This window comes from Candidatus Albibeggiatoa sp. nov. BB20, from assembly GCA_016744725.1.
GTDB lineage: Bacteria > Pseudomonadota > Gammaproteobacteria > Beggiatoales > Beggiatoaceae > Albibeggiatoa.
Window position 1 is genome coordinate 1 of sequence record JADGDW010000068.1, and the last position, 21,952, is coordinate 21,952.

14 protein-coding genes are annotated in these 21,952 nt (G+C 38.1%); 7 read left to right on the forward strand and 7 right to left on the reverse strand.

Features of this window, described 5'->3' with window-relative positions; all coding sequences use genetic code 11:
• Positions 1-308 precede the first annotated feature (308 nt).
• The 4 genes from queE to cyaY all read right to left on the reverse strand — a co-directional run bounded on the left by queE (position 309) and on the right by cyaY (position 3,109).
• Positions 309-941: a 7-carboxy-7-deazaguanine synthase gene (gene queE / locus ABXH34_RS09250; protein WP_353571590.1), complete on the reverse strand. Its 633-nt coding sequence runs from the start codon at positions 939-941 to the stop codon at positions 309-311.
• 85 nt (positions 942-1,026) lie between these two features.
• Positions 1,027-1,953, reverse strand: a complete 927-nt coding sequence (gene galU / locus ABXH34_RS09255) for a UTP--glucose-1-phosphate uridylyltransferase GalU (RefSeq protein WP_353571591.1) — start codon at positions 1,951-1,953, stop codon at positions 1,027-1,029.
• Between the two features lie 185 nt (positions 1,954-2,138).
• On the reverse strand, positions 2,139-2,795 hold the full coding sequence (locus ABXH34_RS09260) for an alpha/beta hydrolase (RefSeq protein WP_353571592.1): 657 nt from the start codon (positions 2,793-2,795) through the stop codon (positions 2,139-2,141).
• Entirely contained in the window at positions 2,795-3,109 is a 315-nt protein-coding gene (gene cyaY / locus ABXH34_RS09265; RefSeq protein WP_353571593.1) for an iron donor protein CyaY, read from the reverse strand. Before cyaY ends, ABXH34_RS09260 begins: the two co-directional genes overlap by 1 nt.
• Before the next feature lie 181 nt (positions 3,110-3,290).
• Here cyaY and ABXH34_RS09270 point away from each other — a divergent pair, with 181 nt between their 5' ends.
• From ABXH34_RS09270 to ABXH34_RS09280, 3 genes are all read left to right on the forward strand, one after another.
• Complete coding sequence (locus tag ABXH34_RS09270) at positions 3,291-6,407, forward strand: efflux RND transporter permease subunit (protein WP_353571594.1); 3,117 nt, start codon at positions 3,291-3,293, stop codon at positions 6,405-6,407.
• A gap of 399 nt (positions 6,408-6,806) precedes the next feature.
• Positions 6,807-7,274: a ClpXP protease specificity-enhancing factor gene (locus ABXH34_RS09275; RefSeq protein ID WP_353571595.1), complete on the forward strand. Its 468-nt coding sequence runs from the start codon at positions 6,807-6,809 to the stop codon at positions 7,272-7,274.
• Positions 7,275-7,430: 156 nt separating this feature from the next.
• Positions 7,431-8,789, forward strand: a complete 1,359-nt coding sequence (locus ABXH34_RS09280) for a radical SAM protein (RefSeq protein ID WP_353571596.1) — start codon at positions 7,431-7,433, stop codon at positions 8,787-8,789.
• A 148-nt stretch (positions 8,790-8,937) separates the two neighbouring features.
• On the opposite strand, the gene ABXH34_RS09285 is transcribed toward ABXH34_RS09280, so the two are convergent.
• Positions 8,938-11,592 (reverse strand): NACHT domain-containing protein, encoded by a 2,655-nt coding sequence (locus ABXH34_RS09285; protein WP_353571597.1) that lies wholly within the window; start codon positions 11,590-11,592, stop codon positions 8,938-8,940.
• Between the two features lie 515 nt (positions 11,593-12,107).
• Between ABXH34_RS09285 and polA the strand changes: the two genes are divergently transcribed.
• Both polA and ABXH34_RS09295 read left to right on the forward strand, forming a co-directional pair.
• Positions 12,108-14,804: a DNA polymerase I gene (polA, locus tag ABXH34_RS09290; protein WP_353571598.1), complete on the forward strand. Its 2,697-nt coding sequence runs from the start codon at positions 12,108-12,110 to the stop codon at positions 14,802-14,804.
• Positions 14,805-15,138: 334 nt separating this feature from the next.
• Positions 15,139-15,675: an RNA pyrophosphohydrolase gene (locus tag ABXH34_RS09295; protein WP_353571599.1), complete on the forward strand. Its 537-nt coding sequence runs from the start codon at positions 15,139-15,141 to the stop codon at positions 15,673-15,675.
• Between the two features lie 180 nt (positions 15,676-15,855).
• Here the strand turns inward: ABXH34_RS09295 and recJ are convergent, their stop codons facing one another.
• The gene (recJ, locus tag ABXH34_RS09300) at positions 15,856-17,595 is read right to left on the reverse strand and encodes a single-stranded-DNA-specific exonuclease RecJ (protein ID WP_353571600.1); all 1,740 of its coding nucleotides are present in this window, start codon (positions 17,593-17,595) and stop codon (positions 15,856-15,858) included.
• Positions 17,596-17,814: 219 nt separating this feature from the next.
• Here recJ and ABXH34_RS09305 point away from each other — a divergent pair, with 219 nt between their 5' ends.
• Positions 17,815-18,906, forward strand: coding sequence for a UDP-N-acetylglucosamine 2-epimerase (locus tag ABXH34_RS09305; RefSeq protein WP_353571601.1), 1,092 nt, complete (start codon positions 17,815-17,817; stop codon positions 18,904-18,906).
• Positions 18,907-18,924: 18 nt separating this feature from the next.
• Here ABXH34_RS09305 and ABXH34_RS09310 read toward each other — a convergent pair whose 3' ends face one another.
• Positions 18,925-19,998: an adenylate/guanylate cyclase domain-containing protein gene (locus tag ABXH34_RS09310; protein ID WP_353571602.1), complete on the reverse strand. Its 1,074-nt coding sequence runs from the start codon at positions 19,996-19,998 to the stop codon at positions 18,925-18,927.
• Positions 19,999-20,140: 142 nt separating this feature from the next.
• Between ABXH34_RS09310 and ABXH34_RS09315 the strand changes: the two genes are divergently transcribed.
• Positions 20,141-21,607, forward strand: a complete 1,467-nt coding sequence (locus tag ABXH34_RS09315; RefSeq protein ID WP_353571603.1) for a polysaccharide deacetylase family protein — start codon at positions 20,141-20,143, stop codon at positions 21,605-21,607.
• Positions 21,608-21,952: the final 345 nt, after the last annotated feature.

A 21,952-nucleotide genomic window follows, 5' to 3' on the forward strand; every position in this document is an offset into this window, starting at 1 on the left:
GTTTCTGATTTATAGTCGTTTTATTTTAAAGTGATACCAGGACTGGCAGTCCTCAATTTTAAAAATGATTGATATTTAAAGTATAAAAGGACTGCCAGTCCTAGCATACAAACCGAAATTGACTATAGTTTTGATGGGTTGTTTAACCTGAATTCGAAAAGCATGTACTGTTCAAACTGAATAAATGGCCTAAATTCAATTCTATTGATTTACACGGTTTGTTTTTTTAAAGAATAATCTGATCGAACTTAGGTTAAATCCCTATTTGATTTTTATTATAAACACGGTATTAGCGGTAAATATTTCAATTATTGAATCTGCAAATATTTATGAGTTTGTATACTCAAATGCCATTCAGGATGCTCAAGACAATACTCAATGGCCTGCTGGTTTGCATCAGGACAGGATTCAACATCAACAGGTTGGATGAAAAAATGCCGGAAATCTAAATCCAAATATTTTTCAGGTATCAATGCTTTCTGTGGATACACTAGTTTTAATTCATCACCATAAGTCTGCGCAATTTTAGAGCCGACTTTGGGACTGACACAAATCCAATCTAATCCTTCAGGTAAGGGAATCGTACCATTGGTTTCTACACCGACTTCAAAACCTAAATCATGTACCGCTTGTAATAATTCATCATCCAATTGTAAAGCGGGTTCGCCACCTGTAAAAATAACATAAGGATGACCTGAACGTGTGCCCCACATCTCACTGATAAAATGAGCTAAAACAGGTACAGATTCATATTTTCCACCATTATTGCCATCCGTTCCTAAAAAGTCAGTATCGCAAAATTGACAGACGGCCTTGTTACGATCAGGTTCACGTCCTGACCATAAATTACACCCTGCAAAGCGACAAAATACAGCAGGACGGCCTGCTTGTGCCCCTTCACCTTGTAAACTGTAGAAAATTTCTTTAACTTGATATGGCATGATGAACAACTGTAATTAAGCAAATCATAGGATAGTTTAGATTAAATCAAAACCATCCTACAATAAAAAGAATTTTAATAATGAATTACTTCCGACAAGGCAAGTTAACTAAATCATCTGATAAGTGATTATTATGTACTTCTTTTAAATAATCTTGAAATGATTCGCGTAAATTCGGATGTTGCAAAGCATAACTGACTGTAGCTTTCAAATAACCAATTTTACTACCACAATCATAGCGCGTACCTTTGAATTCATAACCAAAAATATGCTCTTCTGCTAACAAACCTGCAATCGCATCGGTTAACTGAATTTCACCGCCAGCACCGCGCCCAATGGTTTCCAAATATTTAAAAATCGCAGGGGTTAATAAATAACGTCCTACAACGGCTAAATTTGATGGTGCTTTTTCTGGCGAAGGCTTTTCAATAATACTCTGAACGCCGTGTAAACCTTCATACAAAGTATGTGGCTCGATAATGCCATAACGTGCTGTATCTTGTTTTGGTACTTCTTCTACCGCAATCACACTGCCATTTTGTTTTTCAAAAATATGTACCATCTGAGTTAAACAAGGATATTCTTTGCCATCAATTAAATCATCTGCCAAAATCACTGCAAATGGCTCATCACCGACTACAGGCTTGGCGCACAAAACTGCATGTCCTAAACCCAAAGCCTCGGGTTGGCGAATATAAATACATGAAACACCTGCAGGAACAATATTTTTTGTCATAGACAATAAGTCATATTTGCCACGACGGGTTAATTCATCTTCTAGTTCTTGATTTTTATCAAAATGATCTTCTAACGAACGCTTGCTGCTGCTGGTCACGAAAATCAACTGCTCGATACCTGCTGCAATCGCTTCTTCTGCGGCATATTGAATTAATGGCTTGTCTACAATCGGCAACATTTCTTTAGGACTGGCCTTGGTCGCAGGCAAAAATCGTGTACCTAATCCTGCTACAGGAAAGACCGCCTTGCGAATAGGTTTTTGTATTTTTTCCATGAAAATCTCGCTTTTCAATTAACAATCAACAGTTATCAATTAATAGTGATGAGGTTAAGCGTTTGAATATTGTCCCTGAATTCTATTTGAAATGTTTGCAAGTAAAGCTCTGTTTTGTAAGTTGGGAAGCAGAGCTTTTGCGCATTTATCTTGAAATAGAATCGGGGAGTTTGCTTAAGTTATTTTTAATTCAAACATTTAACCAACCACTGGCCAATATCTTTAATTTCTTCTGGGTAAACACTGTGCTCCATTGCATAAGTATGCCATGCAACTTGGTAGCCTAAAGTACCCAATAAGCGAGAACTTTGTTCGCCATGTGCCAATGGAATAACGGGATCATATTCGCCATGACCATAAAAAATAGAAGTGTCTTGATTCGCGGTATGACGTTCTTTAGGCAAGCTATCTGAAAATGGTAAATAGGTGGATAATGCCATGATCCCCGCCAGTTTATGTTCAGAGCGTAAACCTGTATATAAGGCAATTGCTCCACCTTGGGAAAAGCCTGCTAAAATAATTTTATCCGATGCAATGCCCATATCCATTTCTTGACCAATAAAATTATCCACCAATTGTTGAGATTCTTTCGTCCCTGCAACATCTTGACGTTGGGTTAAATCCATTGCTTCAATATCATACCAGCCCCGCATCACCATACCGCCATTAATCGTAATCGGACGCATTGGCGCGTTAGGGAAAATAAAACGGGTATGTTGGGTTATTTCGTTAGGCAATTCTGGCACAATCGGCTCAAAATCATTGCCATTTGCACCCAATCCGTGTAACCAAATAACACTCGCAGTCGCCTGTTTAGGCGGTTCAACAATAATTGCATCCATTATTTTTTACTCAATGTAACAGTTTCGCCAGCTTGTTCCGTACAAACACGAGATAACAAATTAAATAATTCTTCTTTCGAACTTTGCCATGTAGCGTCTTTATATTTCAAATGAAAACCACCTGATTTAGCTGCAACCCAAATTTCCTGTGTTGGAGGTTGTTTATTGACAATTACTTTGGTTTTATTTTCAAAGGTTAAAGTCAGCACCCCATAAGAATTTTCGCAATCAATATCGGTTTCAATCTCGTCTAACAGCTCTTCAATTTCAAACAAAGTTGCATCGGCTAACTGATGGTATTCAGTTTCATTCATGGCTTAGTTCTCGATAAAAAAGCCTTATTGTACTTAAAATGGATTGTTTATGTGTGACAAGAAAAAGATACTGCTTAACGCTGATTTTTATCATCTCAAACGGCTAACAAATAATGGACTTCATTTCCCTATCACAAAGGTTTAGTATTATCACTATTTTTAGTTGGACTGATTACCGCTTATGCAAGAATTTAAACATCAAAATAATCTTATAGGCATGTTTGCACAGCACAAAGTTGCGGCTAACTTGCTGATGGTTATTATGCTCATGCTCGGCTTCGGGGCATTAACCAAACTCAATACCCAATTTCTGCCCAATTTTGCTTTAGACATTATTTCTGTACGGGTGATATGGACAGGAGCCAGTGCAGAAGATGTAGAGAACTCAATTACTCGACCGATTGAGCAGGAATTACGCAGTTTGGATGGGGTAAAAGAAATGACCTCAACCTCTGCCAAAGGTGTCTCTAGCATCACGATTGAATATTTTGAAGGCACAGATATGGGGGTGGCACTGGATCAAGTCAAAGAAAAAGTGTCACTACTCAGAAATCTACCGCAAGAATCAGAAAGCCCCGAAGTCAGCAAGATTGTCCGCTACGACCCCATTGCACGGCTACTAATTACAGGCCCAGAAGACCCTACTGAATTAAGGCATTTAGCCCGAGCCTTTGAACGTCAATTATTGTCAGACGGCATTGCAAAAGTTGAAATCAGTGGCTTGCCTGATGAAGAAATAGCGATACAAGTGCCCTCCGCAACACTAGAAGAATTAGGCTTAACCTTAGAACAAATCAGCCGCCAAGTGAACAGTTTTAGCCAAGATATTCCCGCAGGTTCGGTAGGGCAGAATGATGTTGCACGCCAGTTACGCAGCATTGAGCAACGCCATAATGAAATGGGTTTTTCTGAATTGCCTGCGATTGCTGATAAAAATGGACGTTTAGTTAAAATGAGCGACATCGCCACGGTTGAACGCCGTCCCAAAGATGGCGAGGTGATGATTTATTATTTAGGCAAACCTGCTATTGAACTGGCCTTGCAACGTACTGAAACCGCCGATGCTTTAGACTCTGCAAAGATTTTACAAGAATGGATTAAAAAAACTGAGCCCACCTTACCCAGCAACATTAAATTGCATGTGTATGACCAAGCTTGGGAATTAATCGATCAACGGATTAATTTATTGCTGACAAATGGTTTTGGTGGTTTGATTTTAGTGGTTGCGGTTTTATTCATATTTTTAAATGGTCGAGTCGCATTTTGGGTTGCAGCAGGCATTCCAATTTCACTCATGGGCATGTTAGCTGTGTTATATCTTGCGGGTGGTAGCATCAATATGGTGAGCTTATTTGCAATGATTATGGCATTGGGTGTAATTGTGGATGATGCAATTGTGGTGGGTGAAGACGGGTTTGCTCATTTCCAAACAGGTGAAAATCCACTTGAAGCCGCAGAAGGTGGCGCACAACGTATGTTAGCACCCGTCACCGCTGCCTCATTAACCACGATTGCGGCTTTTTTGCCATTGATGATGATTGGCGACATCATGGGCAATATTTTATTTGATATTCCACTGGTGATGATTTGCGTGTTGCTGGCTTCATTATTTGAATGCTTTTTAGTGTTACCCGGTCATTTACGCCATAGTTTCCATAAATTACATAAAGAAAAAAACAGTCCTTTTCGGCAAAAATTAGAACATGGGTTTAATCATTTTCGAGACGCATATTTCCGCCCATTGGTGACAGTCTCAATCGCTTTGCGTTGGGTTGTCGTCGCCAGTATTTTAGCTTCATTCTTTTTAGCCATAGGCCTGTTGGCAGGTGGTCGGGTTAATTTTACTTTTTTCCCTTCACCCGATGGTCAAATCATTATCAGCAATGTAACTTTTGTTGCAGGCAGTCCGCCACAACGTGCTGAAACTTTTTTAAAACATGTTGAGGCAATGTTATACGAAACTGAAAAAGAAGTGCAGCAAAAAGTCGTCAAAATGGCTTATGTAAAATTAGGTGTCGTAACCAGTACAACTGAAGGTGGTGGCGGTCAATCAGGCGATCAATTTGGCTCATTATTGGTTGAAGTGACCTCTCCAGATAGCCGTGAGTTGCGTAATAAGGATTTTATTAAACGATGGGAACAAAAAATCCAAAAAATGCCAGGTTTAGAAACCTTTACGATTGTTGAACAAAAAGGCGGGCCTCCAGGTACGGATATTCAGATTCGTTTTTATGGTGACGATTTGAAAAAAGTAAAATTGGCGGCGTTAGATTTTGCCAATAAATTGAAAACTTATCCCGGTGTGAGTGCGATTGAGGATGATTTACCTTATGGACAAGAAGAGTGGATTTTTTCATTAACCCCGCAAGCTGAAGCGTATGGCTTAACAGCGTCCTCCGTCAGCCAGCAGGTACGAGCGGGTTTTGATGGTTATTTAGCTCAGATTTTTCAAGATGGTGATGATGAGGTGGAAGTGCGAGTGGTATTGCCCGACAACGAGCGTTATAACTTAGCAAAATTACAAGATTTTAGTATTCAATTGCCTACAGGTGGAAGTTTACCTTTTTCCAGCGCGGTGAATGTGCGTACTCAGCGTGGTTTTGAGGCGTTACGCCATGCAGATGGTTTGCTCGCGGTTCAGGTTTCTGCCGAAGTTGATAAGGCGGTGAATAATTCCAATAAGATTCTTGCGGATTTAAAAGCAGAATTTTTACCTGATTTGATGGCGCGTTATAGTTTGCGCTATTCATTAGAAGGTCGTGCGGCTGACCAAGCCAATACCTTTGCGGATATGTTAAGCGGTTTGGTTTTAGGTGTGATGTTGATGTATGTGATTTTAGCGTGGCAATTTGCTTCGTATGGTTGGCCTATTGTGGTGATGAGTGTGATTCCATTTGGTTTAGTCGGGGCAATTTTTGGGCATTTACTCATGGGGATGGATTTAACCATTTTGTCTTTATTCGGCTTCTTTGGTTTATCTGGGATTGTGGTGAATGATTCAATTGTTTTAGTCACATTTTATCGGCATTTGCGTGAGGATGGTATGCCCGTGCGTTTGGCTTTGATTGAAGCATCTTGTCAACGTTTACGTGCGGTTTTATTGACTTCACTTACTACGATTTTTGGTTTGATGCCATTGTTATTTGAAACATCATTACAAGCACAATTCCTGATTCCAATGGCAACATCAATTTCATTTGGTTTGATGTTTTCAACGGTTTTGGTCTTGATTGCATTGCCATCATTGTTGCATTTATACGAAGAGGTGTTTGCTCCTAAAGAAGCTTGGCAGGAATAAGTATTCACATTAAATTAACTAGGATTATTAGTATTGTATCCTGTAAATGATTCCTGTTAACTTGTTACTAAATTCTGTAATACCTGTTTTACAAGCTCTGCTTGATGTATACATTCTTGAAGTAGAGCTTCTTAGGTATGCACTACGAAGCTGAGCTTGGTAGCAAGCTATTTTTAGATATCAAATCTGTTCTATAAAATGCTTAGGAAATCTTTCTAAGTTTATTGAGCAATATAGAAAGTGTTTATATTAGTCTGAATTATTTAATATAAACAACCATTTACATAATTATTTTATTTAGTCACTATTGGTACTTAGTCGTTCTTAAATCAAAAAAATATCAATTTGTGATAGGATGTTGAGCCGTCTCAATAGGGGTAAAATGAAAAGGAAAACGCTATGACCTCAATGAAACCTTATCTCATCCGAGCAATGTACGAATGGATGGCCGATAATTATTTAACGCCACACCTTGTTGTCGATGCCGAAGAAGAAGGTGTCGAAGTACCAGACGCTTATATCCGTGATGGAAAAATCGTCTTAAATATTGCCATGGATGCCGTACGTAGCTTAGAGTTAGGTAATGAATGGATTAGTTTTAGTGCACGATTTTCAGGCCGCTCGATGATGATACATATTCCGATTAAAGCGGTGCAAGTTATCTATGCAAAAGAAAATGGTCAAGGTTTACCTTTCCCACCAGAAATGGATGACGAAGTTGAGCCTGTGGATAGTTCACCCGCAGCAAGAACCGAAAGACAGTTTAGTGTGGTAGATAATGAAACCCAAGCTGAGCCAGAAGAAGAACCTGTTGAAGCAAATGATAATCGCCCACGTGGTAAACCATCATTAAAAGTAGTGAAATAAGTTATTTCTATTGTTCAGGTGTCAGCCCAGCCTCGTACACCTGTTTCACTGGTTTGTATGCTCCTCAATCTTGTCGTTCACTGAAATGTCATATACCTAGGCTAGAATCAGTTAAATTTCCTTATTAAAAACCACATAATCAATGGTGAACTAGTGATGCAAACGGATCAAACCGCCAGCCGTAAGCCCGCCCTGTTTTCATTGGATAATATAAAATCACTTGCTAAGGGACGTTTACCGGGGCAAGTTGTTATTCAATATACAGATAAATGCAATGCTTCTTGTGTTCAGTGTGGTATGCGTCAAAGTAACAAATATCCACGAACCACACTTAATGTTGATGATACTAAGCGTATTTTAGATGCGATGGTTGAACGAGGAGTACAGGCCGTTTCTTTTACAGGTGGTGAGCCGTTATTGTGCCTCAGTGAAATTTCTGAATGTATTCGTCACGCCCGTGATATTGGGATTAAATATATCCGCACGGGTACTAATGGTTTTATGTTTAAAGGTTCGCACAAAGCTGATTTTGAAGCTAAAATTCATAAAATCGCGCGAAATTTAGCAGAGTCTGGCTTATATACATTTTGGGTCAGCGTGGATTCAGCCAATGCCGAAATGCATGAAAAAAATCGCGGTTTACCCGGTACGATTGCAGGCATGGAGAAAGCCTTACCTATTTTCCATGAATATGGTTTATATCCTTCTGCAAATTTAGGCATTAACCGTTATTTAAGTGGCTATGACAATCCACCACCAACAGGTGCAGATTTTAATTCCCAAGCCTTTTATGACCATTTTCGTCAAGGATTTAGACAATTCTATGGTTTTGTCGAGTCATTAGGTTTTACGGTTGTCAATGCTTGTTATCCTATGAGTTTGGATGAAGCTGATGCAGCAGAAAATGCAGTGTATACCGCTACTTCGGAAGATGATTTTATCCGTTTTACGCCGCAGGAAAAATTAGCATTATTTAAAGCATTATTTGACACGATTCCAGAATTTCGCCACCGTTTACGGATTTTTACCCCACGTAGTTCATTGATGGCGTTAATTAGGCATTATGAAGGTAATGAAGCTGCCAGTTATCCGTGTCGAGGTGGAATTGATTTCTTTTTTATTGATTCGAAAGACATGAATACTTATCCCTGTGGTTATCGTGGTACGGAAAATATGGGTAAATTTTGGGATTTGGATTTAAACAGTATTGATAAAAAAGCTTGGTGTAAACAGTGTGATTGGGAATGTTTCCGTGATCCTTCTGAGTTAGCGGGGTCATTATTGGATATGTTCCAACAGCCATTGAGCTTAGGTAAGAAATTATTGACTGATCGCGCTTACAGTAAATTGTGGTTAGAGGATATGCGTTACTATCGTGCTTGTCAGTATTTCAATGCGACATTAGCCCCCGATATGCAAAAATTAGCCAAGTTTAAGCCAGAGCGTTTTCGTATTTTAAAAAGCCCAAATAGTGCGGATATTTCAGCCACACCATTAACCAGTGTCGCACCTTAAAATTTTGCCAGAGCCTATGATCCTCTCTGTTTTCCTATCGTATTAAAATAGTAATATTCTTTAATATTAGCGGCTTAAGTTATTAAAAATCTACAAAGCTTAAGCTGCTATTTATTGAGTTATTCCTTTGTCGCTCAATTTTGTAAATCTATCTTTTTTCTGGCGGGTCTTCAAATAAGATCATCGCGCGTTTGCCGACGACTTTTGCCATGGTGTCGCGGTCAATGTCCAGTGCGGTACAGGTTTCGTACCATACAATATACTCTATCAACATATCCCCCATGAATGACTTTTGTAGAAAAGGATTAATTTTTTCAAATGATGATATTATGAACTTTCTTTTCTTCCCTTTTATTAAGCGTATACAATAAATTAAAATATCAGTTAACAAGAAAACAAGAAAATGATAAGAAGATATTGGTGTATTGATTATTTTTAACCAGTAATTATAGATAGATACGTTCTCAGGTTTGGTTTCCATCCTTACTCTTTTCTTTTGTGCTTCTAATATTAAAATAGCTACCCATAAATATGGTTTATTTAGCCAATACAATAACTTGTTAAAGTTCATAATAATAAGTAACTTTTTTAATAACTGTTCTTGTTTGAGAACACAGGTTTTTTGTAAATGAAAAATTAATATTTGCCCAAAAAAAGTTCGTGTATCTTGATATTTCAATATATCCATTTTAACCAAGCCTAATTTATTTTTTATTGCTTGAGCAATTTGATGTTCTTTTTCCATTGTTTTTGTTTGCATCATCCAATCAGCATAAGTTTTCGCTATCAAAAATTCCATAAAAGACTTATGCCCAAATTGAAACGCATTAGATTGAGTTACATCTTGTTCCAATAAAGCTGTGGTATGCACATCGGTGACAATGGAAGAAATAGTTTGCTGTCTTGACTCTTGTAATCGTTGTTGTAAACGTTTTTTCAGCACAATTCGATTCTCATCACCCTCAGCCAACTGACTCACTGCATCGGGCATCGCATCAACCAATAATGTCACCGCTTTTTTCAACTGAAAATTATTAATCGTATTCGGCAAATCATGCACCGCCATATACACCGCAATTCCCTGCATAAAATAACCACGTTCCGCATTGGTCAAAATTACCCCACAATCCAACTCCTGCTTCACCCCATCACGCCGATAACTGTGCTTGATATACAAATCCATCACATACGCCGAATTAATCAACCCCTCATACTCGCTCAACTTTTCCTTTTCCCACAAGGTGCTGGTGACATACAACATTGAAGGACGCTCAACCACTTCCCTAAACTTACTATCTTGCCGCACTAACGATAACATGCCCTCACGTGTAGACGCTGGCACAGGCTGTAAACACACTTGTATTTGATCCAAACTAAATGGCTGCAAATAAACAGGCTCACTATAAATATTAAAGAAATTTGAACCATAAGTACGTAATGCTGCTCTCAATTCATCATCATCAAAAAAGAAATTCGGTCGCCCTGTAATCAAGGTCTTGGCTTGCTCATAATTAGACAAATCCCACAACGGTTTAAAATATTGCCGTCGCATATCTTTATCACCAATCAAATCTAATTCATCAAAACCTTCAAAAATCAATAATAAACGCCCTGCAACCAACAATTTTAGCAACGCATCACGCGACACCTTGTACTGACCTGCAAATAAATCTAAAACCTGCTGTTTTGATAAAGTACGCAAAGTTTTACCACGTAAACGAATTAAAATCGGAATACGCACTCGCTCACCTTGTCGATAACACAGCAATAATTTATAAGTCAACATATTGGATAAACTGGTTTTCCCCATGCCGTAATGCCCCAATACCGAAAGCTGACGCAAACTCGATTCATCTAACCATTGTTTAATATATGCCTCAATGTCCTGCTGACGTTCACCATCCTTTTCCAAGCTATAATCAGAAACGGTATACATATCCTGCAAACTTAAATCGGTAAATTTGAGCGGTTGAGTCACTTCTTGCTCGATTTGGCGTAAATAATCACTAATATCAATCAAACTGTCTAATAACTTTGATTCACTAATCTGTCTAAAACGGCGATTATCCAATTTTCTTGGCTTATCAAAATCCCCAGCTCGCACTACAATAATCACGTCGGCATCGTCAGGAATAGTTTGTAAAAAGCTCTTAATTTCGTTATTTATCGGTAAATCCTGCCAACAAGCGACAATTAATATTTTTTCCTCATCTTGCAATTTTCCACGCCAATACTTCCCATCTTCATGCCATTGCTCAAATTGATACTTACGTGGATAACGCAAACTCAACAATTCTCGTGCATGGTCTTTCCAAATAATTTGCACCGCTTCTGGCTCAGAACTAATCACATCAACATCATCTTGAACAGGATTATATTGTTCTAAACTTTCATCTTTAGTCAAAAATAAATAACTGTCTTTCAATAAGTTAATTCTTTCACCTGATTGCTGTACTTCATAATGATGTTGTGATATTTGACCATGCCAGTTTTTATGAATTGAAACCAGTGTCCAACAAAATATGCCTAATATGGCTGCGCCAATAGCAAAAATTGCAAGTAGTGCAGTTTCTAACTCAAACGATGTACCGAGGAATTGATTGGCAATGTTGGGAAGGATATTGAAAGGAAATTGCTGTGTGAATACCGTAGTAATGATTAACAGACTTGAATTGCTTATAAAACCTAAAATTGCAAATGCAAATCGCTCACGAGTATAAGCTTGAGATTTATACAAAAAATAGGCGGCAAAACCAATTGAAATAATAGTTGTAACTAAGAAAAAGAATGCTAGACCAGACATGCGCTACCTCAGAATTACTTATCTTTTAAAATCGATTCAATAACAGTTTTTTGGGTCATTGGGATACTTTACGACTATTAAGGCGGGAGAACTAATCTATAAAATTTTGCCTAAATAAGCAAATGAAAAATAGCGATTTACTCAGTATTTAAGGCTTTATTTTGTATATGCTATAGTCGTTTTACTTTAAAGTGATACAGGACTGGCAGTCCTAATGCCTAAGATAGAATTGACTATATATGCTAAAACTCAGTGATTAAGTGCGGAATGTCGATTTTTACAAAGCACTCATGATATTTCAAAAATAGCCATCCTATATTTTATTCGTGATATTTACACATTTATAATTCTTAAATATTCATTCAAATTCAAATAACTACCCTCAATATTTATACGTAACTCAATTCATATTGAACCTGAAATTAATCTGATAAAAGAGCTCAAATTAGTTCAATGATTGATATTGATTAAAAATCCGATTATAAAGAACAGATTCCTTTTTCCCAGAAACTATAATGAATAATTCAAATACACTTTTTCTCGTTGATGGCTCATCGTATTTATTTCGTGCTTATCATGCGTTACCTCCTTTAGCCAATGCTGATGGCTTACCCACGGGTGCGGTTTTTGGCATGACCAGTATGTTGCGTAATTTGATTCGTGACTATCAGCCACAATACGTTGCAATTGTATTTGATACCAAAGCTAAAACGTTTCGTGATGAAATCTACCCCGAATATAAAGCCACGCGTCCGTCTGCTCCTGATGATTTAGTTCAACAAATTGACTATGCGTTTCAAGTGATTGAAGCAATGGGCTTTCCCATTATTAAAAAAGATGGCGTTGAAGCCGATGACGTGCTTGGGACATTAGCTCAGCAAGCAGAAAAACTAGGCATGGATACGATTGTATTTACAGGAGATAAAGATTTAGCTCAAATTGTGACCGATAAAATTCACCTTATTGATACCATGAAAAAAACCCGTTTAGATGTGCAAGGAGTGAAAGACAAGTTTGGTGTCGCGCCCCGCCAAATCGTAGATTATTTAACTTTAGTTGGTGATAACGCAGATAATGTGAAAGGCGTGGATAAAGTAGGCCCTAAAACTGCCGTGAAATGGATAAATCAGTATGGAAGCTTAGATCAGATTATCCAACAAGCACACATAATTAAAGGTAAAGTCGGCGAAAATCTGCGTGATGCGTTACATTATTTGCCTCTCACTCGCCAAGTTGTCACCTTAAAAATGGATGTGGAACTAGAGCAAACACCTCAGCAATTACAGATGTGCCAAGCGGATACTGAACAACTGATTCAATTATTTACTGAGCTTAATTTTAAACGCGAATGGTTACAAGAATTACAATCTGTTGAATTAGATATTTCAGAACCTGAACAGCTAGTTGAAATAGAAACAAATTATCAAACCGTTCTCACGCAAGACGAATTGGATTCATGGCTACAGCGTTTGCAACAAGCAGCATGTTTTGCATTTGATGTTGAAACTAACAGCTTGGATTATTTAACAGCTGAATTAATTGGCTTATCATTTAGTTTGCAATCTGGCGAAGCGGCTTACGTGCCTGTTGCTCATGATTATCTTGGTGCACCTGTTCAACTATCCCGCAATATGGTTTTGCAAAGTTTGAAACCGTTGCTTGAAAATCCAAATTTTAAAAAAATAGGCCAAAATCTCAAGTTTGATGCACATATTTTAGCCAATTATGACATTGCTTTGAATGGAATTGCTCATGACACCATGCTGGAATCTTATGTGCTCAATAGTACAGAAAAGCATAACATGGATAGTTTGGCGAAACAGCATTTAAGCATCAATACCACCAGTTTTGAAGATATTGCGGGGAAAGGTAAAAAACAACTGACTTTTAATCAAATTTCCTTAGAACAAGCTGCGCCCTATGCGGCTGAAGATGCGGATATTACATGGCAATTACACGAAACATTATACCCTCAATTACAAGATGATTTACTCAAAGTCTATCATGAGATTGAAATGCTTTTATTGCCTATTTTGATGCGAATTGAACGCAATGGAGTCAAATTAGACAGCGATAAATTGCATTTGCATAGTTTGGAATTAGCCAGCGAATTACAGACATTAGAGCAACAAGCACATGATTTAGCCAAAACAGTGTTTAATTTGAATTCTCCCAAACAGTTACAGAAAATACTATTTGAAGATTTGAAACTGCCTGTACAGAAAAAAACTGCTAAAGGAGACCCGTCTACTTCTGTTGAAGTATTGGAAGTCTTAGCAAAAGAGTATGAATTACCCAAAATCGTTTTAGCTTATCGCAGCATGAGCAAATTAAAATCCACCTATACTGATGCCTTGCCCCAACAAATCAACCCAAATACGGGGCGCGTACATACTTCATATAATCAAGTGGTTACTGCAACAGGGCGTTTATCTTCCAGTTCACCTAATTTGCAAAATATTCCAATTCGGACAGCAGAAGGGCGACGGATTCGACAAGCTTTTATTCCACAACAAGGTTATCAGTTGATTGCAGCGGATTATTCTCAAATCGAATTGCGGATTATGGCGCATTTATCCCAAGATGAAAAATTACTGGATGCGTTTGCTAACGGTGAAGATATTCATAAAGCAACCGCTTCACAAGTATTTAATACGCCATTGGCAGAAGTGACTAAAGAGCAACGCCGTAATGCAAAAGCGGTGAATTTTGGTTTGATTTATGGAATGCAGGCCTATGGTTTAGCTCAACAATTAGATATTGAACGTGGTGAAGCGCAGTCTTATATTGACGCTTATTTTGAGCAATATCCCAAAGTCAAAATGTATATGGAAACAACCCGTGATCTGGCAAAACAGCAGGGCTTTGTCGAAACAGTATTTGGACGACGTTTGTATATTCCTGATATTAATTCACGTAATTATCAACGTAAACAATATGCTGAGCGCAGTGCGATTAATGCACCAATGCAAGGAACGGCTGCCGATATTATCAAATTGGCAATGATTGACGTGCAAAATTGGATTGATGTGCAACAGCTTGATATTCGGATGTTAATGCAAGTACACGATGAGTTGGTGTTTGAAGTTGCAGATCATTTAGTTGAGCAAGCACAAGTTGATATTCCGCAAAAAATGACGCAGGTAGCAAATTTAGACGTGCCATTATTGGTTGAAGCAGGTGTCGGTATGAATTGGGATGAGGCGCATTGATGTCTTGGTGAAAATGGCCTGATGTTTGACTAAAATTTGAATCTCTTATATTTTTAGAGTAAAGGGATTTCAGATAATGCACCGTTGTTTTTAAATCAATTTTTGCACCATAATAAAAACGATGCACGGTAGTTGCTTTAATTTCCTTTGTTATATGCAATATAAAACAAGTGCTTATATTATTTTTATATAAATTTTATACGTTAAAAGCTTGCGATATGACAGATTTATGATTACACTTAAATAATAAGTTACTGTAAATCAGAGCTATTTATCCTAAAACTTATCAGAGTTTTTCGCTGATAAACTAAATTCCGGCATAGTGGTAAGACCTATGATTGATAACAAAGGCTACAGATTAAATGTGGGGATCATCCTGAGCAATCAGGAAGGAAATGTGCTATGGGCTAAAAGACTTGGTCAAAACGCATGGCAATTTCCCCAAGGCGGCATCAAAGCCAATGAGACCCCTAAACAAGCATTGTTTCGCGAGCTTTACGAAGAAGTCGGCTTAACTGCAAAACAAGTTCAAGTACTAGGAGCTACCAAACGTTGGTTAAGCTATCGCCTACCTCAGAACCTCATTCGCTATCATCAAAAACCCTTGTGTATTGGACAAAAACAAATTTGGTATTTGTTACGTTTGACAGGGAAAGAGACTGATATTCGTTTTGATAAGAGTTATTCCCCCGAGTTTGAGCAATGGGAGTGGGTTAATTACTGGAAACCTCTTAAAGAGGTTGTACATTTTAAATATAAAGTCTATGAAGCTGCATTAAAAGAGCTAGAGCCTTTATTGGAAAAACAGCGTACTGCAAAAACGATTATTCATCGTAAAGCAGCACCTGCAAAAATATACCAGCGTTTATAATAAAAGATGTAATGCGTCAAAAAATCTCTAATAGATTAAACCTTTTAGCTCTGAATATGAGTTATGAGGTTTAACTTTAGGACAAGTCAAAGCGTATTTAAGTATTGCCTCGCATGAAAAATGGGGCGTGCTGAATTGCTTCAAACGCGCGATGTTCCAGTCTGTCTGAAAATAACGGCTCTAATCTAAAACCTGCATATCATTGATAAGCAGTTGCACGCTTTTTTTACCACGAAACTGATTTACATCTAGCTTGTAAGCCAACTGAATTTTCTTTGCGCCTACCTGTTCCCAATCCTTGATATTTATACCTATTTTTGCAATATTAAACGCAATGGCTTCTAACTCGACCGAACTATCAGCCACAGGCGTGACAATCATTTTTAAATGTTTATCTTTTAATAAAAACCATTGTTGTACATCAAATTCCCCATCAAATAGCGGTTCTAAACAACCTTGTCCCCAAGGCACAATATGCCGTAATTGCTCTGCAAGTGTTAAACTGAAATCTTGGGCTTGCAATTCACCATCGCTATAAATTTCCCCTAATAAATCATCTTCAGTTAAGAGTCGATGCACTTCTATATCAAACAAGTGACTGAATTTTTCATAATACTGAGACGGCATACTTAAACCCGCTGCCATTGCATGACCACCAAACTTGCTTAATATATCAGGTTGTTGAGAGGCAATGCGTTCTAACACATCTTTGATATGAACTCCTCTTACAGAACGAGCTGAACCGCGTAACTCATCATTAATCGCACGGGTAAATACAATCGTAGGACGGTTAAACTTATCTTTAATCCGCGAAGCCAATAACCCAATCACGCCTTGATGCCAATGTTCCTCTAATAAACACAAGCCATAAGGTAAATCTTGTTGCGATAATTCTGCTAATTTCTCGGCTGCTTCCAGCTCCATTTCAGATTCAACATAGCGTCGTTCCTCATTGAAATGGCCTAAATTTTCCGCATATTGTTCGGCGGTTTCATCCTCTTCACATAATAAACAATTGATTCCATAAGTCATGTCATCCATACGCCCAGCGGCATTGAGACGAGGTGCAATACGAAACCCTAAATCACTGGTGCTCATACGCGATTGATTACAAGCCGAGACTTTAGCTAAGGCACGAATACCTGCACTACATTGGTCAGCTCGAATCCGTCGCAAACCCTGTTCAACTAAAATCCGATTATTATTGTCCAACACCACCACATCAGCAATTGTTCCTAACGCAACTAAATCTAAAACGCTGGCCAAATTAAATTCAGGAATTTGATGATATTCAAACCAATGATGTTGACGTAAAAAGCTGCGCAATGCTGACATGACATAAAAAATCACCCCAACACCTGCTAAATTTTTACTGGCAAACAAATCTTGGGCTTGATTGGGATTCACGATGGCATTGGCATTTGGCAGAGTGTCTGCGGGCACATGATGATCGGTAATTAACACTTTGATGCCGCATTGCTGGGCTGCTTCAACGCCGCGAAAACTGACAATACCATTGTCCACCGTCATCAATAAATCAGGTTGTTGCGGTTGAGCTAATTCGACAATTTCAGGACTCAAACCATAGCCATGTATTTCTCGATTCGGCACTAAGAAGCTGACGTTTTTTGCACCCATTGCTTGCAAAGACTTAATTGCTAAAGCACAACTGGTTGCCCCATCTGCATCATAATCAGCCACAATTAGGATTTTCTGTTGATGGTAAAGTGCTTCATACAATAAATTTACCGCATCTTGAATACCGTGCAACGAATGGTAGGGTAATAAATGCTTAAGAGAATAATCTAAATCTTGCGCTTGATAAATCTTGCGATTGGCTAATACATGTTGAGTCATCGGGTGAAGATGGCCCGGTAATTGAGGTTGCCCAGTATGCGTATGGCGAATAATCCGTTTCATTGTTTCACTTATAGTTCTAAATAAAAACATATTAATACAACTGAAAGCATATTTATTCGTTTTTTGTTTCTAAATTTTAAACTTAATTCTTAAAATCGCACATTAGTACTAAAAACTACAAAACAAAAGTTTGCAGAGTTTCTTCTTCCCCACAAGCAAATATCCATAGATTTTCATATCTTGATACAATATCACAAATTATGCTTTTTAGGACATGCAATGATTCATGTGATTATCGGTACAAAAGCCCAATTAATTAAAATGGCACCTATTTTAAAACAACTACAAATTCAACAGATTGAATACAATTATATTTTAACAGGACAGCATAAAGATACTGTTAGTGATATTGCTAAAAACTTTAATCTTAAGCAGCCAGACTATATTTTATATTCAGGTAAAGATATTACATCAATTGTAAAAATGGGAGTTTGGTTTATAAAATGTCTTATTCAAACAATTTTTCACAAAAAACAAATATTTAAAGGTGATAAAAAAGGTATTGTTTTGGTGCATGGCGATACGTTTTCAACTTTATTAGGCGCGGTTATGGGTAAATTGGCAGGTTTAAAAGTAGGACATGTGGAATCAGGCTTGCGTTCTTTTAACTTGTTTCATCCATTTCCTGAAGAAATTACCCGTCTTTTAGTATTTAGACTAGCAAATTATCTATTTTGTCCAGGAGAATGGGCAATTCAAAATGTGCAGCGTTATAAAGCTAAGAAAATCAATACTCAATTTAATACGCTTTATGATGCTTTAGTTCAAGTGACACCTCAACTAGAGAGTATTGAGGTCAATGTACCTGTTTATGATTATGCGGTTGTTAGTATTCATCGTTTTGAAAATATTTATAATCAAGCGGTCTTAAATCGAATTATTTCAATCGTGACAGATATTGCAAAAACTCACAAATTGCTATTTATTTTACATAAACCGACAGAAAAAAAATTACATCAATTTGGCGTGTATCAAGCATTAGCACAAAACTCACAAGTTGAATTACGTCAACGCTATGATTATTTTAGATTTATCAAATTAGTCTATCATGCAGATTTTATTATCAGCGATGGTGGCAGTAATCAAGAAGAATGTTATTTTTTAGGTAAACCTATTTTATTGCTGCGCAAAGCCACTGAACGCAATGAAGGTATCGGTCATAATTGCATTTTAAGTGAATATAAACCAGAAGTCATTGCTGGCTTCGTGCAAAATTTTCAACAGTATCAATATGATTTCCAACAATTATCGCCTTCCCCTACCGATATTATTATTGAAAATATCAAGGTGTATGCTGTAAATGAATCTTAAAGGCAGTCCATTTTTAAATCAGTCATCAACCTCAACCACGGTGTATACCACCATTTCTTGACTTTTACCCTTAAATTTCATTGGTGGCAGTTCTTCGGTTTTGGCTTGATGTTTAATATATTCATAAGTATTAGGCCCAATCAAGACTTCTTCGGGACGGGCTTTACTGCAAATCCGTGAAGCCACATTAATCGTATCGCCAACGGAAGTGTATTGATAATGCCATTGTACGCCAATATTACCGACTAAAGCCTGTCCCGTATTAATCCCAACACCAAGATATAACGGCGGGATATCATCTTTATTTTCTGCAAGATATCTCTTCATATTGCCTTGCATAACCAGACCTGCTTTGGCCGCGCGTTTAGCATGATCTTCTTGTGGATTCGGTGCATTGAAAATTGCCATAATTGCATCGCCCATGAAATTTACTACCACGCCACCTTCCTGTTCCACCGCACTGGCCGCAATTTCTAAACAAACATGTAATAAATCAATCATTTCTGAAGGCGTATGTTCCTCGCTAATACTGGTGTAATTGCGCAAATCAGCAAACAATGCGGTGACTTCTCGCATATCTCCACCTAAATCATTAGCAATCCGATTCTCCATCAATGCCTTACCCACTTCACGTGGGACATAATGTTGAATAATAAATTCCATGCGCTGATTAACTTCATCCAATTTACTTTTCAACAATCCCAGCTCATTACGCTGTTGAGTTAAGGTTTGCTGAGTTTGAGTCCATTCTGTTTTATCTATGAGTAACACTAATAAATAGGGCTGTTCTGCTTGATAGGGTAATAAAGCCAAGTTGACATAACACGTGCTGCCATCAGGTAACATACGGTTTAAATTTTCTAAATCAAACTCAGGCAAAATACCTTTAACAACATCTTCAATCACATCTTCACAGCCATATAGTTCAGGTACTAGGTCAAATAAAGTGGCCTCTTCTTGTAACATCTCACCAAATAAATAGGTATCACCACCATGTTGAATCAGATTGTATTCTATATCTATAATTGCGTAGGCCGTTTTTTGATGTTGAAAAATGAATTGTGGTAAATCTTGAAAAGTGCTCATGGTCATAATGGATTTTCAATTTCCAATTGGAGGTTTTTATATGGAATATTACACTCTATTTTATCTCATTTAGCAAAATTTCCCACGTTGTTTATCATATTCTTATGCTAAGCTTGTATGACAAAAACCAAAGAGAGAGGAGCGGCTTATGTCTGATTTACCAGAGTATATTGATGGATTGCCAAACATCTGTGGTTCAGAGGCAGAGTTAGACGCAGCGATTCAAGCCAACTTAGATAAGCCTGTGTTTTTGCCAGATAGCACCATTGATTTTAACAATATAAAAAGTGCTTTCTCAGTTGCTTTACACATGCACCAGCCATTGATCCCCGCAGGTGGTAATGATTTATCAACGGCAGAAATGATCAGTAATTTAAAGTATATGCTGGATAATCCACACATCGGGGACAATCATAATGCATCCGTATTTCACTGGTGCTATAAACGCATTGGTGAGTATGTACCACAGTTATTTGACCAAGGAAAGCAACCGCGAGTCATGTTGGAATATTCTGGGACACTATTCCATGGTTTACGTCATGCGGGTTTAGATGATGTGTTTGATACGCTGAAATATGCAACCAATCATCCACAATACCGTCAAGGCATTGAATGGCTGGGCTGTCCTTGGGGTCATGCGGTCGCGCCATCCACTCCAATTCAAGATTATCGTTTACATGTCAAAGCATGGCAGCATCATTTTGCCGCAATTTTTGGTACGGAAGCATTGACCCGAGTACGTGGTTTTTCACCTTCAGAAATGGCGTTACCAAATCATCCAGATGTGGCCTATGAGTTTGTTAAGACTTTGAAAGACTGTGGTTATCAATGGGTATTGGTGCAAGAGCATACTATTGAGTTAGCGGCCAACGGACAGGGTGTAGAGCAAAAACACTTGCCTCATTTATTAACATGTACCAATTCTAAAGGCGAGTCGGTTTCAATTATTGCTTTAATCAAAACTCAAGGCAGCGATACCAAACTTGTCGCGCAAATGCAGCCTTATTACGAAGCCATCAGTTTGCCACGTTGGGAGCATAAAGGCCATCCAGTACCACCACTGGTTACTCAAATTGCAGATGGAGAAAATGGTGGAGTCATGATGAATGAGTTTCCAGACAAGTTTTTTGAAGCGATGAATAATAGTTCAGGCTCTGAAACACCTGCGATGAATGGCACGGAATATCTTGAGCATTTCTTTGCTAGCACGGGGATGACGGAACAGGATTTAATTCAAGTTCAACCAATTATGCAGCAGCGGATTTGGGATCGATTTGAAGCAGGTGATGGTGCTGAAAAATTAAATATCACCATTAACGAACTACAGAAAGAAGACCATTGTTTTCACATGGAAGGCGGCAGTTGGACCAGTAGTATTTCTTGGGTGCAAGGTTATGAGAATGTATTAGGCCCTATGGAGAAAGCCAGCTCGTTATTTCATGACAAAATATTGGCAAACAATATACCCACCGATGATCCACGTTATCGCAATGTGTTATTACATTTGATGATGTCGCAAACCAGTTGCTATCGCTATTGGGGACAAGGCCAATGGACTGATTATGGTCAAGAAATTTGTCGTCGTGCCTGCGATATTGTGAATTATGACTTTTAGTTTTTAATCTACCTGTTTTGGCTTGACAGTCTTATATTTTAAAATAGCAGAAGAGCTAAAATATATAGGGTTGTCGCCAACTATCAATATTACCAATTCACTAAACAACCACCAGCTACACGCTGTTGGGTTAGAGAGTTTGGCGGCACTGATGCTAATAAATGTATCTGTATTCCATACTTTATATTATAAGTAATTCTTCAGCTTTGGGAGATAGGTCTGTTCGTCTAAAAGGCGAAGGTTTTAACCTTTTGATGGAAACTAAACAACCACCCGCTAAAGACGGGTGGGTTAGAGGCTTGGCGGCTGAAAGCCGGGATACAGGGCGACCAAGCCCTGTTGTCA

Coding starts and splice junctions, on each gene's coding strand:
- polA (WP_353571598.1), top strand. CDS start 12,108: ATGAATAATTCAAATACACTTTTTCTCGTTGATGGCTCATCGTATTTA.
- ABXH34_RS09305 (WP_353571601.1), top strand. CDS start 17,815: ATGATTCATGTGATTATCGGTACAAAAGCCCAATTAATTAAAATGGCA.
- ABXH34_RS09295 (WP_353571599.1), top strand. CDS start 15,139: ATGATTGATAACAAAGGCTACAGATTAAATGTGGGGATCATCCTGAGC.
- ABXH34_RS09260 (WP_353571592.1), bottom strand. CDS start 2,795: ATGGATGCAATTATTGTTGAACCGCCTAAACAGGCGACTGCGAGTGTT.
- ABXH34_RS09270 (WP_353571594.1), top strand. CDS start 3,291: ATGCAAGAATTTAAACATCAAAATAATCTTATAGGCATGTTTGCACAG.
- ABXH34_RS09285 (WP_353571597.1), bottom strand. CDS start 11,592: ATGTCTGGTCTAGCATTCTTTTTCTTAGTTACAACTATTATTTCAATT.
- cyaY (WP_353571593.1), bottom strand. CDS start 3,109: ATGAATGAAACTGAATACCATCAGTTAGCCGATGCAACTTTGTTTGAA.
- ABXH34_RS09275 (WP_353571595.1), top strand. CDS start 6,807: ATGACCTCAATGAAACCTTATCTCATCCGAGCAATGTACGAATGGATG.
- queE (WP_353571590.1), bottom strand. CDS start 941: ATGCCATATCAAGTTAAAGAAATTTTCTACAGTTTACAAGGTGAAGGG.
- recJ (WP_353571600.1), bottom strand. CDS start 17,595: ATGAAACGGATTATTCGCCATACGCATACTGGGCAACCTCAATTACCG.
- ABXH34_RS09310 (WP_353571602.1), bottom strand. CDS start 19,998: ATGACCATGAGCACTTTTCAAGATTTACCACAATTCATTTTTCAACAT.
- ABXH34_RS09280 (WP_353571596.1), top strand. CDS start 7,431: ATGCAAACGGATCAAACCGCCAGCCGTAAGCCCGCCCTGTTTTCATTG.
- galU (WP_353571591.1), bottom strand. CDS start 1,953: ATGGAAAAAATACAAAAACCTATTCGCAAGGCGGTCTTTCCTGTAGCA.
- ABXH34_RS09315 (WP_353571603.1), top strand. CDS start 20,141: ATGTCTGATTTACCAGAGTATATTGATGGATTGCCAAACATCTGTGGT.